This is a genomic window from Bacillus sp. AK25 (genome assembly GCF_048270685.1).
GTDB classification, from domain to species: Bacteria; Bacillota; Bacilli; order Bacillales; family Bacillaceae; genus Bacillus; species Bacillus altitudinis.
This window is the reverse complement of sequence record NZ_JBLUWC010000001.1, coordinates 1,170,855-1,185,671: the sequence shown is the minus strand read 5'-3', so window position 1 is coordinate 1,185,671 and position 14,817 is coordinate 1,170,855. Positions and strand designations below refer to the sequence as shown.

The 14,817-nt window shown below is 39.3% G+C and carries 15 protein-coding genes and 1 pseudogene; 7 read left to right on the top strand and 9 right to left on the bottom strand.

All coding sequences use genetic code 11. The features are described from left to right. The first annotated feature begins 9 nt into the window (after nucleotides 1-9). The 3 genes from ACNO7B_RS06110 to ACNO7B_RS06100 all read left to right on the top strand — a co-directional run bounded on the left by ACNO7B_RS06110 (nucleotide 10) and on the right by ACNO7B_RS06100 (nucleotide 1,156). On the top strand, nucleotides 10-780 hold the full coding sequence (locus ACNO7B_RS06110) for a type II toxin-antitoxin system SpoIISA family toxin (RefSeq protein WP_017359599.1): 771 nt from the start codon (nucleotides 10-12) through the stop codon (nucleotides 778-780). Further along, nucleotides 749-925 carry a type II toxin-antitoxin system SpoIISB family antitoxin gene (locus ACNO7B_RS06105; RefSeq protein WP_008346289.1) on the top strand — a complete coding sequence of 59 codons (177 nt, stop codon included), beginning with the start codon at nucleotides 749-751 and terminating at the stop codon, nucleotides 923-925. The genes ACNO7B_RS06110 and ACNO7B_RS06105 overlap by 32 nt, the downstream gene beginning before the upstream one ends. 99 nt (nucleotides 926-1,024) lie before the next feature. Beyond that, on the top strand, nucleotides 1,025-1,156 hold the full coding sequence (locus ACNO7B_RS06100) for a hypothetical protein (RefSeq protein ID WP_256734188.1): 132 nt from the start codon (nucleotides 1,025-1,027) through the stop codon (nucleotides 1,154-1,156). Here the strand turns inward: ACNO7B_RS06100 and ACNO7B_RS06095 are convergent. Then, the gene (locus ACNO7B_RS06095; protein WP_345912224.1) at nucleotides 1,145-2,044 is read right to left on the bottom strand and encodes an N-acetylmuramoyl-L-alanine amidase; all 900 of its coding nucleotides are present in this window, start codon (nucleotides 2,042-2,044) and stop codon (nucleotides 1,145-1,147) included. The genes ACNO7B_RS06100 and ACNO7B_RS06095 overlap by 12 nt on opposite strands. Nucleotides 2,045-2,355: 311 nt before the next feature. On the opposite strand from ACNO7B_RS06095, the gene ACNO7B_RS06090 reads away from it, so the two are divergent. Next, nucleotides 2,356-2,940 carry an ImmA/IrrE family metallo-endopeptidase gene (locus ACNO7B_RS06090; RefSeq protein ID WP_210552400.1) on the top strand — a complete coding sequence of 195 codons (585 nt, stop codon included), beginning with the start codon at nucleotides 2,356-2,358 and terminating at the stop codon, nucleotides 2,938-2,940. Here ACNO7B_RS06090 and ACNO7B_RS06085 read toward each other — a convergent pair. Then, a complete protein-coding gene (locus ACNO7B_RS06085) occupies nucleotides 2,931-3,554 on the bottom strand; it encodes a poly-gamma-glutamate hydrolase family protein (RefSeq protein ID WP_212047169.1) in 624 nt (207 codons plus the stop codon). The genes ACNO7B_RS06090 and ACNO7B_RS06085 overlap by 10 nt on opposite strands. A gap of 244 nt (nucleotides 3,555-3,798) precedes the next feature. Here ACNO7B_RS06085 and ACNO7B_RS06080 point away from each other — a divergent pair, with 244 nt between their 5' ends. Beyond that, entirely contained in the window at nucleotides 3,799-4,170 is a 372-nt protein-coding gene (locus ACNO7B_RS06080) for a DUF5412 domain-containing protein (RefSeq protein WP_017359605.1), read from the top strand. Nucleotides 4,171-4,209: 39 nt separating this feature from the next. On the opposite strand, the pseudogene ACNO7B_RS06075 reads toward ACNO7B_RS06080, so the two are convergent. After that, a pseudogene (locus tag ACNO7B_RS06075) lies at nucleotides 4,210-5,033 on the bottom strand (methyl-accepting chemotaxis protein). A 220-nt stretch (nucleotides 5,034-5,253) separates the two neighbouring features. Here ACNO7B_RS06075 and ACNO7B_RS06070 point away from each other — a divergent pair. Further along, nucleotides 5,254-6,723, top strand: a complete 1,470-nt coding sequence (locus ACNO7B_RS06070) for an NAD(P)/FAD-dependent oxidoreductase (RefSeq protein WP_217967323.1) — start codon at nucleotides 5,254-5,256, stop codon at nucleotides 6,721-6,723. Between the two features lie 32 nt (nucleotides 6,724-6,755). Here the strand turns inward: ACNO7B_RS06070 and hag (ACNO7B_RS06065) are convergent, their stop codons facing one another. From hag (ACNO7B_RS06065) to ACNO7B_RS06050, 4 genes are all read right to left on the bottom strand, one after another. Further along, a complete protein-coding gene (gene hag, locus ACNO7B_RS06065; protein WP_041092274.1) occupies nucleotides 6,756-7,676 on the bottom strand; it encodes a flagellin Hag in 921 nt (306 codons plus the stop codon). Nucleotides 7,677-7,970: 294 nt separating this feature from the next. Beyond that, entirely contained in the window at nucleotides 7,971-8,876 is a 906-nt protein-coding gene (hag, locus tag ACNO7B_RS06060; protein ID WP_138825599.1) for a flagellin Hag, read from the bottom strand. Nucleotides 8,877-9,101: 225 nt separating this feature from the next. Next, complete coding sequence (locus ACNO7B_RS06055) at nucleotides 9,102-10,622, bottom strand: kelch repeat-containing protein (RefSeq protein ID WP_217967324.1); 1,521 nt, start codon at nucleotides 10,620-10,622, stop codon at nucleotides 9,102-9,104. A gap of 133 nt (nucleotides 10,623-10,755) precedes the next feature. Beyond that, nucleotides 10,756-11,370 carry a TetR/AcrR family transcriptional regulator gene (locus ACNO7B_RS06050; RefSeq protein ID WP_058213846.1) on the bottom strand — a complete coding sequence of 205 codons (615 nt, stop codon included), beginning with the start codon at nucleotides 11,368-11,370 and terminating at the stop codon, nucleotides 10,756-10,758. A 214-nt stretch (nucleotides 11,371-11,584) separates the two neighbouring features. Between ACNO7B_RS06050 and ACNO7B_RS06045 the strand changes: the two genes are divergently transcribed. Beyond that, entirely contained in the window at nucleotides 11,585-12,697 is a 1,113-nt protein-coding gene (locus ACNO7B_RS06045) for an NAD(P)-dependent alcohol dehydrogenase (protein WP_007498906.1), read from the top strand. 74 nt (nucleotides 12,698-12,771) lie between these two features. On the opposite strand, the gene alr is transcribed toward ACNO7B_RS06045, so the two are convergent. Next, a complete protein-coding gene (gene alr, locus ACNO7B_RS06040; protein WP_039168779.1) occupies nucleotides 12,772-13,953 on the bottom strand; it encodes an alanine racemase in 1,182 nt (393 codons plus the stop codon). 182 nt (nucleotides 13,954-14,135) lie between these two features. Continuing rightward, complete coding sequence (locus ACNO7B_RS06035) at nucleotides 14,136-14,747, bottom strand: hypothetical protein (RefSeq protein WP_156060661.1); 612 nt, start codon at nucleotides 14,745-14,747, stop codon at nucleotides 14,136-14,138. Between the last annotated feature and the right edge of the window lie 70 nt (nucleotides 14,748-14,817).

Genomic DNA, 14,817 nt, shown 5'->3' with positions numbered 1-14,817 from the left:
GAGAAGAACATGCTATTATTTTTTCAATTGACTGTTTGGTTATTGCTAGGTGCTCTTGCTGTATATGTATTTGCGGTATGGCGCTTTGAACAAAAAGTAAAAGAAAAGATGTTTGCGATTCGTAAAACGTGGTATTGGATTTATGTAGCGGGTGCTGTTGTGTACTGGACAAATGACCCTGCTTCAATCTTCACCGATTGGATGCACTACCTGATTATTGCTGTTTTTTTCGCATTAACTGATGCCTTTATTTTCCTCAGCTCCTATATTAAAAAACTCGGAAATCATGAACTTGAAACCGACACCCATCAACTCCTAGAACAAAATAACGACCTGCTTCATTCTTACCTCAATAAACTAAAAACGTACCAATACCTATTGAAAAACGAACCGATCCATGTATATTATGGAAGTATAGAAGCATATATAGAGGGAATTGAACGACTGATCTATTCTTTTGCAGAAAAAATGAATATTCAAGCAGTTCTTTGTCCTTATGATACGCAGGAGCAAAAAGATGACCTGCTGCGGACACTTGATCAGAGAGCGCTTATTCAAGCAAAGCTTGACAGGCAGGAAGTGTATTACGATGATTTCGGCAAATTGGTTCTCATCCCGTTTTCAGTAGCGGATGCACACTTTGTGATTAAGCTGACCTCTGAGGAAATTGTCACTGAATTCGACTATTTATTAATGACTTCACTTACAACGATTTATGACCTAATCTTGCCTGACGAAGAGGAAGGTGATGAAGATGGAACACGCACTTCAAGGGGATAATAACAATCGCAAGAAAAACCCATTTAAGATTTTAAAGAAAAAGCGCCATATTAGTATGGCTGATTACAAAGTAAGTCCCCATACGGAGCGTATTTTCAAAAAGAATGAACAGCTCCTAGATGAGTATAAAAATAAAAAAGCTTGATTACACTAAAGGACGCGGAACTTTATCCGCGTCCTACTTCCGTTTTCACATCTACTTGCATACAATAAAACCAACTGCTGCAACGATTGAGGTGCCAATATGAAAAAGAAACTTAAACAATTGAGGTATGTTCAGTTTGCTGAATTTAAGCCATCCCCTTATGTCTGCCGATTACACGAAAAAAGTGTAGCCGTCATTCAAGCGGCCAAAAAGAAAGACTCACTGATTTAATAGTTGAAGCAACTTCACTTTTGTTTTAGGACCGTATACTCCATCACTTGTTAGACCATTCATCAGTTGAAATCGCGCGACGGCATTGGCTGTTTTTTCCCCATAAACGCCATCAATGCCCTTATCTACAGCTGTTTTGTCAGGATAAAAATACACAGCAGCAAGCGCTTTTTGGACGAGACGTACATGCTCCCCTTTTGTCAGAGGTGATGTCACTTTTAACACCCCATCCGGCAGTTCATAACTGAGCTTTTCTTCTGCAAGATAAATCTTGAGAACTTGTCCAACTCGAATCATGTTCGGGTCACTAATCTGATTCCATGTCTGTAAATCACTCACTGTGACACCATGGGCTTTGGCAATACTCGTTAGCGTATCCCCGCTTTTCACCACATATGTGATCACCGTTTCCGGATCACCTGCAGTCTCAATTCCTCTTTTAAATTCATCCCATGTAGCTAGCAGCAGACGTGGACATGTTTTTCCTGACCAATGCTGATGCGTCACCACATTTGCTAATGGAATGCCATGTTCTTTTAAAAGCTTTTGAATAAGCCACTGGGCATGTTTGACAGCTTGTTGAAAGTTTCCATCTTCGTTTTCACAAATTTCAATGCCAATCGATTTTCGGTTGCCATCTCCATGTCCATCCCCAGCATGCCACCCATTTTCATTTAAAGGGAGATGCTGAAAAATTTCTCTGTCATCCACTGTGAAGTGCCAGCTTACCTCTGTTGTTGAGCGTTTGACATATGCCGCATGACTTTTTGCGTCAGCTCCCTTAGATGTATTGGCTGTGTTATGCACAGTTACATAAAGCGGCGTCATAGCATATCCTGGCCGATTTCCGTTTCCAACTGGAATAAAATCTTGATAAATTTGTACCATGTTTTGCACTCCTTTTTGCTAAATTGATGTTTGATCTTGCTCATCAATCGGTGGCAAACGTAAGACAAATTTGTTTGTTTTCGTCATAAGACTATGGTAAAATTTGAATTCAATCGCCGTTTTATCTTTGTAAAAAATAAAAAAATAGAATAAAAAACAGGAAAAACTTCCAATTTTCTTTGATTTTATGTTAAAATTGTTAAAAACAAGCCGATATAAAAAGTAAGCGATAGCTTTATTAGCCATTTAGTCCTATATGGACTTTTCTTTTACGGCAAAAATAGAACATACGTTTGTATGGAGGTTTTGACATGACTTATTTTTTAACCCATTTAGAAGAAGATATTAAACGGTTATACACTCAACTGCAAATAAGTGGTCCTGCTTATGTAGACATGCATAGGATCGCAGCTGAATTTCATGTATGGGTACACTACGAGGATACTGGCAGCATGATGATCAAACATCAAGGTCTTTACAGTATTATTTTAAACAGATCCTTATCGTCAGAAGAACAGTGGCAGGATTTCGCCCACGAGCTTTGTCATGTGCTGAAGCATACAGGCAACCACTTTAACATGCACAAGCTCTTTCGAGAACTGCAAGAGTTTCAAGCAAAACAATTCATGTATCACTTTTGTGTTCCGACTTTTATGCTGCTGCAAATGACGCTCCCAAACCTTAGGCAGCAAGCCATTTTGCATATTGCTCAAACATTTCATGTCACTCGGGCTTTTGCTGAAAAACGGCTTGCTCTATTTGAACAGCGAAGAGCCGGCATTCAATTTCAAAAAGAATTTACTTCTTATTTAATGAGAGCCGGCAAGGTGGCAGAAAATGAAGCTACATATCAAACAAAAGCGTCAGCACACGTGACGTCAGAAGTTTATTCATAAAAGCTTAACACTTGTTTCAGCGCATTTGTGTATTGATAAAATTGTTCGGTTTGTGTATCACGCCTACGGCTCCGCCTAAAGTCTTGAAAGAAAGCTCTTCTCTGAGCTTGGCTAATTTCAATTTGAACACTTTTTCCTGTGAGGCATTGATTATTAATATTTTGAGGATGTGTTCCAGCAAATTGATCCGATTCAGATAAAAGCAAGGCATGGAAGCCATTTTGTGTGAGACACTTCACTGTTTCAGCAGCTTTTTCCCTGTCGGTACCGCCAACTAAAGTTTGTAGGACATCTGTTTCTCCATAGCCGTGGAGTGCAAACGTATAATGATGTGTATGCACTTGAGAAAGACAAATTGGCTCATCAAAACGTGTGCTCGTAATATGAAGAACATGATTGCCTTTCACTTTAAGGCCCTCGAATAAATACATAGAATAATCGGTTGCTACTTCATGGACCAGCTCGCTCACGCCAGATTCAATTCCTCCCGCATGAGGTGACAGGACGAGAAGCTGATCCCCTTTCCGCTGATGAAGAATCTGATAGTCGATCCCTTTTCTTTCATGAGCGGAAAGCTCTTCATAATTTTGATACGTATCTATGATTTGATTCATTCCATCTGCCCCATTTCTCTATATGAGCATAAGTCTACTGATCGCAAATTCTTTTGTAAAGTGTTTTCGAATAACCAGTGTGATCTGAATGCATCCTTAAATTTTCCTTATCTTTACGGGCTAACTGTTGAATGTTGAGAAAAAATGACCGATAATTGAAATGAATAGAACTTTTGGACTATATGAATCTTTTTGTAATCTCTCTCATATATTAGAATATTGCGATCTACACCTGGAGGAATTCATGTTTAAAAAGAAAACCACCATCATCCTTGCCATCTTATGTCTTAGCTTCGCCGGAATTATTTACTGGAAATGCTTCTCTCTTCAAGGCGTGTCTCACGGCACATTCATTCGCTCGATATCATCACCTGATGGAACCTATACCATTAACACATATCGACATAGCGGAGGAAAGCTAAAAGAGAATGCGGTCAGAGCAGAAATTGAAAACAAACTCACCCACCACAAAAAAACAATCTACTGGAAGTACCCTGATAAAGATCCTCTGATCAAATGGGAAAATGCACAGCTCGTTCAAATTGGACATGAGTTTTTAAATGTGGTCAAAGGTGAAACATACGATTATCGCTTTGATCAGAAAAATAGAAAATAACGAGCCAGCAAAAAAACGAACCCTTTTTGGATTCGTTTTTTACGTTGACATCACCTTTTGCATAAATTCTTTCATTTCTTTGCTAACCGTCGTCAACCTGTCTACAATTTCACTAAACTCCGTCACTAATAAAGCCTGTTCTGAAGATGACCCTTTCATATGGCCCATACTCTCAAGTAATGTATGTATATTAGAGGAAATCCCTTGCAATGAGCTTTCTATGTTTTCTGTTGCACGTGAGGTTTCGCTTGAGAGCTTTTGAACCTCGCTCGCTACCACACTAAAACCCGCTCCCTCTTTCCCTGCCCTGGCCGCTTCAATTGAAGCATTCAACCCTAGCAAACTCGTTTGCTTAGAGATACCTTTGATCATTTTTGTAATATCTGAAGTTTTTTTCGAGCTTTCAAGTGTTTGCTGTGTTTGGAATGTCATTTCCTCACTTGTCGCAGAGAGCTCTTCTGAATGAGCCGCCACCACATGTACCTTTTCTTGAATACTTTGAATGATGTCATTCAATGACTCCATATACGCCTCAAGTTCTATTTGATTTTTAAGTGGAAAACCTAAAGCAATTGCACCAATGACTTGGTGATTTTCATCGAAAATCGGCAATCCCATTGCATTTAAAGGGTCCCATACACCGATTCAGGTACAAATGTACTTGATGTTTCGCCTCTAAGCGCATTTTTCATATTCTGATCATCTGGTTTAATGGGATCTCCTGTCCGTATTTGAAAATCCACATCTTTTGATGGCAAATACAGCAAGAATTTTTCTCGATCAATGACCCCCATCGTCACTTCATCTTTTAAAATCTTCATCATATATGGTGCTGCGGTTACAATACTCTGTAGTATATCCATTCCCTCTACCCCCTTAATGTATTTATCGGTCATTCCTCTTAAATTTGATTATTATTTTTTAAAATTAATGATCAAGATTGAAGTTTTTTTATATTTACGAGTAAAAAGTATGACAATTCCTTTCTATATTCAAAAAAACGAGAATTTGCTATACTTAGAAAATCAACATATGATGAAATGGTCATGTAACCATTTGATATATTCACTGGAGGCGCATGTTGTGACACAACCCATGAAGTATGAGCGGGCGATCGTCATCGGAGGCGGAATAACGGGAATGCTCGCTGCAAAGGTTTTATCAAGTTTTTACCTTGAAGTATTGATTATTGAAAAGGACGAATTGCCAGACGCTCCTGAAAATCGTCTTGGCACGCCTCAAGCTTTTCATCCACATAGAATGTTGCCACTAGGCAAACAAATCGTGGAACGTCTATTTCCTGGTTATACAAAAGAATTACTCGAAATGGGCGGGTACAACACATGGCATCAGACATCTCGATTTATGACAAAAGATGGCGAGTTAGTACTCACCGATACTGAAGAAACAGCTGTCACACGACGTGCCATGCTAGAGTGGGTGCTGATGCAAAGAATGTTACGTGAGGATCGTGTTCAATTTTTAGAAAAACATGAAGCGATCGCTCTTCTTTTTGAAGAAGAAACGACTAAAGTGAGTGGATTACAGGTCAAAGATCGGAGGATAAAGCCTGGAATCATCAACAAAATGAGTGCGGACATAGTCATTGATACGTCTGGAAGAATGTCTAAATTGCCAAAATGGCTGAAAAGCGCAGGACGAACCTTGCCTCAGACAGATGAGCTAATCGTGTCTCTTGGCTATAGCACGAGATACTACCAAATACCATCTGAGGCACCGAACCTAGAACCAATGGTCATCGTTGGACAGCCAAATAAAAAAATTCCAACAGGACTGTTTGAACGAGTAGATCATGATTTAGCAGCGGTTCTTCTCTCTGCAGCTGGCGGCTCTCATTATCCAACAACGGACGCTGATCAGTTTGATGTAGAGACCGCTAGGCTGACCAATCCCTCGATAGCAGAAGCCATCACTCATTTAATTCCCTATACGAAACCAAAAGGATTTAGAGTTCCGGCTTGTGTCAGAAACCACTATGAACAAATGGAAGATTGGCCAAGCGGCTTATTGGTCATGGGTGATGCCTTATGCACATTAGATCCAATACATGGTCAGGGAATGACAAAGGCAGCTCTTGAGGCACAGACACTTGAGCGTATGCTCAAACAAGCACAAGAAGATGGGCTTATTTCTTTTGAACGGCATACCTTACAACAAATGCAGCACGCCAATGAGCTTGGCTGGTGGCTTTGTGCAATTGCGGATATGGCTTGGGAAGGCGTTGAATTAAAAGGAACCCCCATTCCCCATCTGACATTTGTACAAGAATTTTTCAATTATTATGTACAATATGCCGTTCAAACAAAACAACCTAAATGCCTTGAGGCTTATCATCGTATGCATTCGTTCTTAATAGAACCGAGAAAAATCATCAACCTAGAGCAGCTGCAAGACATGATTCAAGCTGACTCCACTGGTGAGGTCGGCCACTGGTGGCATAGGTGGGATCAAAAGAATGATGAATTAAATCGAGCTTTCTTCTATGAAGCTGTTCCAGACTTTCAATTACATCAATTGCTAAAATCAAACTAACATAAAAAAAGCCCCTCAACGGGGGCTTTTAATTAACGTAATAATTGAAGTACGTTTTGTGGCTGTTGGTTCGCTTGTGCAAGCATAGCTTGAGAAGCTTGAGAAAGAATGTTGTTCTTTGTGAACTCACTCATTTCTTTCGCCATATCAACGTCACGAATACGAGACTCAGCAGCTGTTAAGTTTTCAGCAGAAGCACTAAGGTTGTTGATTGTGTGCTCTAGACGGTTTTGGACTGCACCAAGCTTAGATCGCTGAGCAGACACTTGCTTAATAGCTGTTTCAATAATACCAAGTTGTGCATCAAATCCAGCAGCTTCCTCGCCATCTTCACCACTTGCACTAATAAATTTTGTCACATCGATTCCAGCAACAGAACCGGCTCCATCTTCACCTTCAGCCGTCCCATCTGTACCTAAAACTGAAGCACCCATGTTTTCGATGTTAAGTGTAATTTGTTGTGTTGCGTTTGCACCGATTTGGAATACAAGGCTTTGTGCCTCACCACCGTCATCAGCACCCTTAGACGAATAAGTTCCATCTAATAATTTCTTCCCGTTAAACTCTGTACGAGTAGAAATACTTGTAATCTCATCTTGCAAGTTTGAGATTTCATCTTGAATGGATGCTAAATCTTCTTCCTGCTGTGTACCTGTGTTCCCAGCTTGAACAACTAGCTCACGAATACGTTGAAGTATCGCATGAGATTCAGTCAATGCGCCTTCAGCCGTTTGAATAAGAGAGATACCATCTTGAGAGTTTTTAGTAGCCATTTCTAGACCACGGATTTGACTTCTCATTTTTTCAGAGATCGCAAGACCTGCTGCGTCATCCCCTGCGCGATTAATGCGAAGACCAGAAGAAAGTTTCTCCATGTTCTTTTGGCTTGAACCGTTGTTAGTAGAAAGACGATTCAATGTGTTAAGTGCTGCGATATTGTGGTTAATTCTCATATTAAATGACCTCCATGTGTTTGAACCAATTAGACATCCATGTCTAAAAGTTCTAAATTAGAATTTTTCCGTAAGCCTTACAATCCATTTATCGAACTTTAATGGAATATGTTTAACAAAAAAGGAATAAATAAGGGAAAAGTCTCATTCAATATGATCGTTTCGCTAGAGTATGCCAAATTTAAAGGTCGTTTTTCATGATTTAATAGAGGGATTAAAGAATCACAAGTGAAGAGAAGGAGAAAAAGCGAAGAAAAAAGAGCATAAAAAAAAGCCCCATTAAGGGGCCTTTCATTAACGTAGTAATTGAAGTACGTTTTGTGGCTGTTGGTTCGCTTGTGCAAGCATTGCTTGAGAAGCTTGAGAAAGAATGTTGTTCTTAGTGAACTCACTCATTTCTTTCGCCATGTCAACGTCACGGATACGAGACTCAGCAGCTGTTAAGTTTTCACCAGAAGCACCAAGGTTGTTGATTGTGTGCTCTAGACGGTTTTGAACTGCACCAAGTTTAGAACGTTGTTTAGAAACTGCTTCAATTGCGCCATCTACGATTGCCAATTGGAAGTCATATCCGCCATCAGCATCAGCCTCAATTGTTGCGAAATCTGTTACTTTAAGTGCAGAAACAACTTTTGTTGCATCTTCTGGGTCGCTACCAAGTTTATCAGCAGACATTGCTTCGATGTGAACAGATAACTGTTGAGCACCATTAGCACCAATTTGGAAAGTTAGTTTTTTAGGATCTGCTCCAGTTGCACTGAAAGAACCATCAAGTAGTTTCTTTCCGTTAAATTCTGTACGGTCAGAGATACCATTCTTGTCAGAACCGTTTCCAATCTCTTGTACTAGTGCATCGATTTCTTCTTGGATAGCACCAAGATCTGTATCATCTTGAGTTCCAGTGTTTCCAGCTTGAACTACAAGCTCACGTACACGTTGAAGAATTGCATGAGTTTCAGTTAATGCACCTTCAGCTGTTTGGATAAGAGAGATACCGTCTTGTGCGTTTTTAGTAGCCATTTCTAATCCGCGGATTTGTCCACGCATTTTTTCAGAGATTGCAAGACCTGCTGCATCATCTCCTGCACGGTTGATTTTAAGACCAGAAGAAAGTTTCTCCATGTTCTTTTGGCTCGCACCGTTGTTTGCAGACAAACGGTTTAATGTGTTAAGTGCTGCGATATTGTGGTTAATTCTCATTTCCTATTACCTCCATGTATGTGGGACCTGACAGACGTCCTTGTCTGAAAAAAGTCCTTTATTCTAGGGCTTATCAACCCTGACAATTCTATTATCGGACGTGGTTATGGGATGTTTAGCAGATTTTTAAAAAAATATCTTATTTTTTTATGATGTTCATCCTAATTTTAACAATAATGTAAAATAAAAAAAGCTGCTAATCTATTATCAGCAGCTTTCATTTTATCAATATTGCTTGATATCAAACATTAAGATATTTTGGTACACCACGTAATCTTTCTTACTTGTGAAAGGTCCTTTATTGTGTTCATCATTGATCTCATAAAAGTTCATTCCGATTCCAAAGCTTCTTTCTTTATACCAGTTAAGAAAATCGTTGATTTCTTTCATTGAGAGCAGATAATCCTTTTGTAACCCATTGATCATGGTAATAGAAAGTATACCTTTCGAAGTTTCTTCTCCGGGTTTTGTTCCGTCTTGATCTTTTGGTTCTCCCGTTGTTCCGTCATCTGGCTTTGTTCCGTCCTGATCTTTTGGTTCTCCCGTTGACCCATCACCAGGGTTTGTTCCATCTTGATCTTTTGGTTCTTCCGTTGTTCCGTCACCGGGATTTGTTCCATCGTGGTCTTTTGGATCTTCCGTTGTGCCATCACCTGGCTGTGTCCCATCTTGATCCTTTGGGTCTTCTGCTATCCCATCATCTGGCTTTGTTTCATCCTCAGTCACTTGTAAGTCTTTTAATGAAATAGAAATCACGGATCTGTAATCACTTTTCACAGAAAGATGTCTCATAGATTCCGAATAGTTACGTCCGCCAATGACATACAATTGGTCATCAACAATTGCTGCGACAGCTGATACTCTACCTTCTGGTAAATCATATGCTGAATTTTTAAATTGGCCATCTTTTGGATTGAAAATCTGAACTTTGTTTACCATATTTTTTGAACTATCACCATATAATTGCCCACCAATAATCAAGAACTTGCCGTTGTAAGTTTCATAGGAGGGTTCATATGTATAAGATGTTAACTGAACATCAATTAATCTCTTCCAAGTATCTGTTGAAATATCATACTGAAACAAATACTTTTCTCTACTATGCCCTATCGAATTTTCGCCACCTGCAACATATATATTTCCGTCAATTGCAGAAATGGCTCTCCCATTCCGAGATGGTAAACCCGATGAGTTCAAGCTCTTCCATTCACCAGAGATTGTATTGTATTCATAGACATTATTCTTATATGAGTTTTTTGAAGATACAATATATATCTTCTCTTTCACTGCAACTGCTTGTAAAGTTCCTTTACTATAAGCTGAAAAAACCGGCTCTCTTGGAATTCGAATCGGCTCTTCAGCCCACTGATCAAGTTCTGCATCATAAATATCTATAGTGTTATAAGCTACTTCTGTCTCTTCATTAATTCCACCTATTAGATAGATTTTTTTACCTACAGTAGCGTAAGTACCGCCTGTTCTATTTCTTGGCATACTGGCTTTCTCTTCCCAAACATCTTTTTTTGGATCATACATAAATGTTTGGTTATTCAACTTATTTTTTTCACTTGCTCCACCAAATACATAAATTTTCCCATCAACGACTCCCACACCAGCATTAATACGTTCTTCTGGTAAATCAGCTCGTTTCGTCCATCCAATTGAATTTTCTGCATTTGCTTTAAATGGACTAAGAATACTCATTAATAGGAGTACCGTGATAAATAATAAAAACCTTTTTTTCATTTTCTATTCCTCCAACTCGTTATGTTCCCTCCTTTTATCGTTCTATTTTTTACAAAGTTTACAATTTAAAGAAGTTTTAAATAAAACTTTATATACATTCAAAATGTTGTGGGCTAGAGATGCGGCCTAAGCATTACCTTTTCATAATCGCTTCTTCATCTTTCAACTGAATCATAAGTGAGGATTGAATATATAATAAATTGATAATACGTCGTGCCATTTCTGAGGGAGATGCATTGTAGTCATTTCTGATCCATTCAATGATAAAACCAAAGATGCCATATGAACGATATTGGACAAAATAACTGTCGTTGATTTCTGCATACTGATCACTCACAAACGACATTCTATTTTGGAAAATATATTGTATTTTCTTAAGCAATTGTTCTTGTATGTGGGGAATTCGGTCTTCCATCACTAATAAATCATAATAGTCGCGATTTTCAACGATATATTGAAATACATCGGTGCCCTCTGGTTTCATGCGAGTTAAATCCAACAGTGGATTTTCACGAGTCGGCTTACAAAATTCATATTCGAAATCGACCATTTCCCGGTGAATAACATCTGCTGCTAATTCATCTTTACTTTCATAATGCACATAAAACGTCGTCCGATTATAGTTTGCCTTTTCCACAATATCCTTCACTTTTACGTGCGAATATCCTTTTTCTTTTACTAGTATTTTGAATGTTTGACGAAGTGTTTCTTTTGTTCGCTCAACACGGCGATCCTCTTTTTTGATCATGGGCCCCTCCTTTAGACACTTTTTAATAAATGTTGATTAGATATACATAAATTTATTTGTGTTGAAAACCTATACAAAAAAGATTTTTTGCTGATTGAAACGGAAAATCTTTCGTCCTACAATCAACTTAGTCATAAAGAAATGAATTTTTTGTGACATTTGATATAACCTTTCTTCAGAATATCATACTATACAAAAAGTGAGGGCACATGATATGGAAATTCAAGCGATGGTCACAACAAATGAAAAAGATTTCGAGAAACAAACATTATTACTAGATGATCCAAAAGCAGATGAAGTGCTTGTCAAAATCGTTGCATCTGGCGTTTGTCATACGGATGCCACAGTATTAGATGGTACGCTTCCTGTCCCACGTCCTGCTTTATTAGGACATGAAGGCTCTGGCATTGTCGTAAAAGCAGGTTCTAATGTCACAACCGTTCAAGAAGGAGACCACGTTGTACTTGGTTTCGCTTATTGCGGTCATTGCCATAATTGTCTTGACGGGAACGCTGGTGGATGTGAAAACATGATTCCACTGAATTTTTCTGGTCGTAATAAACATAATGAAACGCCTATCCATACACATGATCATCAAGATGTATCACAATTTTTTGGTCAATCGTCATTTGGTACATATGCAACGGTTGATGAGAAAAATGTGGTGAAAGTAGACAAAGAAACTGATTTACGTTATTTAGGACCATTCGGTTGCGGCTTAATGACTGGGAGCGGTACTGTCTTAAATTCACTTGCTCCAGCTCCAGGTACAAGCTTTGTTGTGTTCGGTACAGGCGCTGTTGGTTTAAGTGGGTTAATGGCAGCAAAAATTGCAGGCTGTGATCCGATAATTGCCGTTGATATCCATGATAGCCGCCTTGAGCTAGCAAAAGAATTAGGTGCAACACATGTCATCAACAGTAAACATGAGAACCCAGCTGAAAAAGTGAAGGAAATCACAGAAGGAAAAGGGGCACATTACTCATTTGAAACAACTGGAGTACCAGAAGTCACGCTAGCTGCCCTTCACTGCCTGCGTGTCAAAGGAACTTGTGCAACAGTAGCAGTAGGAAAGCGCGATTTAACGTTTAATGTGACCAATGATCTCATGCTCAATGCGCTCACGTTAAAAGGTGTGATAGAAGGCGATGCCGTTCCTCAACTATTCATTCCTAAACTAGTCAAGTTCTTTAAAAATGGACAATTCCCAGTTGAGAAACTAGCAAAATTCTACGAATTAGAAGAGATTGAACAAGCTTTTGAAGATTCTAAAAATGGATCTACGATTAAACCAATTCTTATTTTAGATAAAGAGTATCGAGCTTAAGCCGAAATAAGACGTGAAACTCAAAATCCCCCTTTATAAAGGGGGATTTTTGCAATTTCATGCTGTCCTTACTTTCACACATACATCACCGGCGTCGATATTTTAATAATCTTCCCGCCTCGACGATAAAACCTTGGAACACGGCGGCTTAATGTTGCAATGACTTCATAGTTAATCGTATTGAGCATTTCAGCAATTTCATCAACAGAAATTTCTCCGCCCTTTTGACGGCCATAAATGACGACTTCCTCGCCTTGCTTTGCTTTCATCTCTCCTAAGCTGATCATCGTCATATCCATTGTGACTCGGCCAGCAATCGGCATTCTTTCTCCGCGGAAAAGCATAAACCCTCGATTGGATAAAGCACGTGAGTACCCATCTGCATAACCAATCGGTATGGTCGCAATGACTTCGTCAGGCTTTGCCACATAGGTTGCCCCATAGCTGACCGTTCTTGGCTTTGTCACCATTTTCTTCACGAACGCAATTCTTGCTTTTAAACTGAGAGCGGGCTCTAGCTGAACAGCGTCTAAGCTTTTAATGTATTGCGAGGGATACAATCCATAAAGTCCGATACCAAGCCGGATCATATCGGCACTAAATTCAGGAAACGCAATCGAAGCAGCTGTATTGTTCATATGTACGGTCGGCAGTTTGATCCCTTCTTCTTTCAAAAACCGAAGGAAATCAATGAAGATGCTGTGCTGAAGCAACGTAAAATCAGGATCAGGCTCATCCGCAGTGGAGAAATGCGTAAATATTCCATCCCACCTCAGGTTTTCACTCTTTTCAAGCGCCTTCACCACCGCTAACAGCTCTTCCTTTGTCCGTACACCTAATCGCCCCATCCCTGTGTCAACATTGACATGAATCCCAAGCCGGCGCTGGCTTTCTTCTTCAGCTAAGATCTCATTTGCTTGAGCAATCCAGTCTTCACGAAGGCCAGATAGATCAATTCTCCAGGCCGCAGCCCTTTTCACACAGTCGAGCGGGGTAAATCCAAGAACCAAAATTGGCGCTTCAATTTTTGCTCTTCGCAGCACAATGCCTTCCTCTAAGCTAGCAACTGCAAGTTCTGTCGCACCGCTTTCTAGTGCCTGCCGCGCTACCTCCACTGAACCGTGTCCATAAGCATTCGCCTTCACGACAGCCATGATCTTACTTTTTCTTGGAATATGCGCTTGAATCGCTTCGATATTTCTTTTAATCGCATCAAGATTGACTTCGATCCAGACTTCCCTGCAAAGCTTTTGCATGTATGTTTCCTCCTCATCACATGAGTCATTTCAATATCAATGTTCGTTTTCGTGTCTAGTCTATCTTTATTCATTTTTGAGAAAAACATTCAACTACAATGACTGGACTGGCTTTAACTTGATTGAGATAAAAAAAGAAACCACATCAAAATGTGATTTCTTCTTTATGAACAGGAATTTAGTTAATATACAGATTTCATCATCGAATTAATTTGATGATAAATTTCCTCCAAATTTTCTCGTTCAATTAAATATTCAGCGGTGCTCTTACGAACTGGCACATCAAATTGCAGGAAGGTGATCGTGATCGTTGATGCTTCTTGATCATTCATCGTTAATCTTAATTGAAGTGTAGAAATCTCTTCATTATTATCACTCTCAGTAGAATGTTCAATCGGTATACCATCTTCTAACATGTCAACTTGTTTCAACTCTTGCAAGGAAAGTTCAGTGACTTCAAACCTGAATTTCTGAGATGAGCCGCCAGGTTGATGTGTAATAAAGCGCATTTTCTTTCGCTCGTCATCAATCGCAAAACCTTTATCAACATTTTGCGAAAAGATGTATGTTGAGGACTGAAATCCGTCTTCATGAAAGAGCATCATCATCTTATCTAATAAGATGTTTGGATCATTCTTTTCTTTTTGTCTTTGCAGCCTTCCCGCTATGAATAAAATGACCATTCCCCCAATAATGCTAAAAGCCGTTCCCAACCCATTACCTACATCTACGAAAACAGTAAAGCCTAAAATAGCAACAATAAAAGCGATTACAATTCCTATGATGAATATCACACCATGCTCCTCCTGACATGACCTTTCATTGTTTTAGCCATAGTATATCATTTGGATCAAGTGCTTCAAC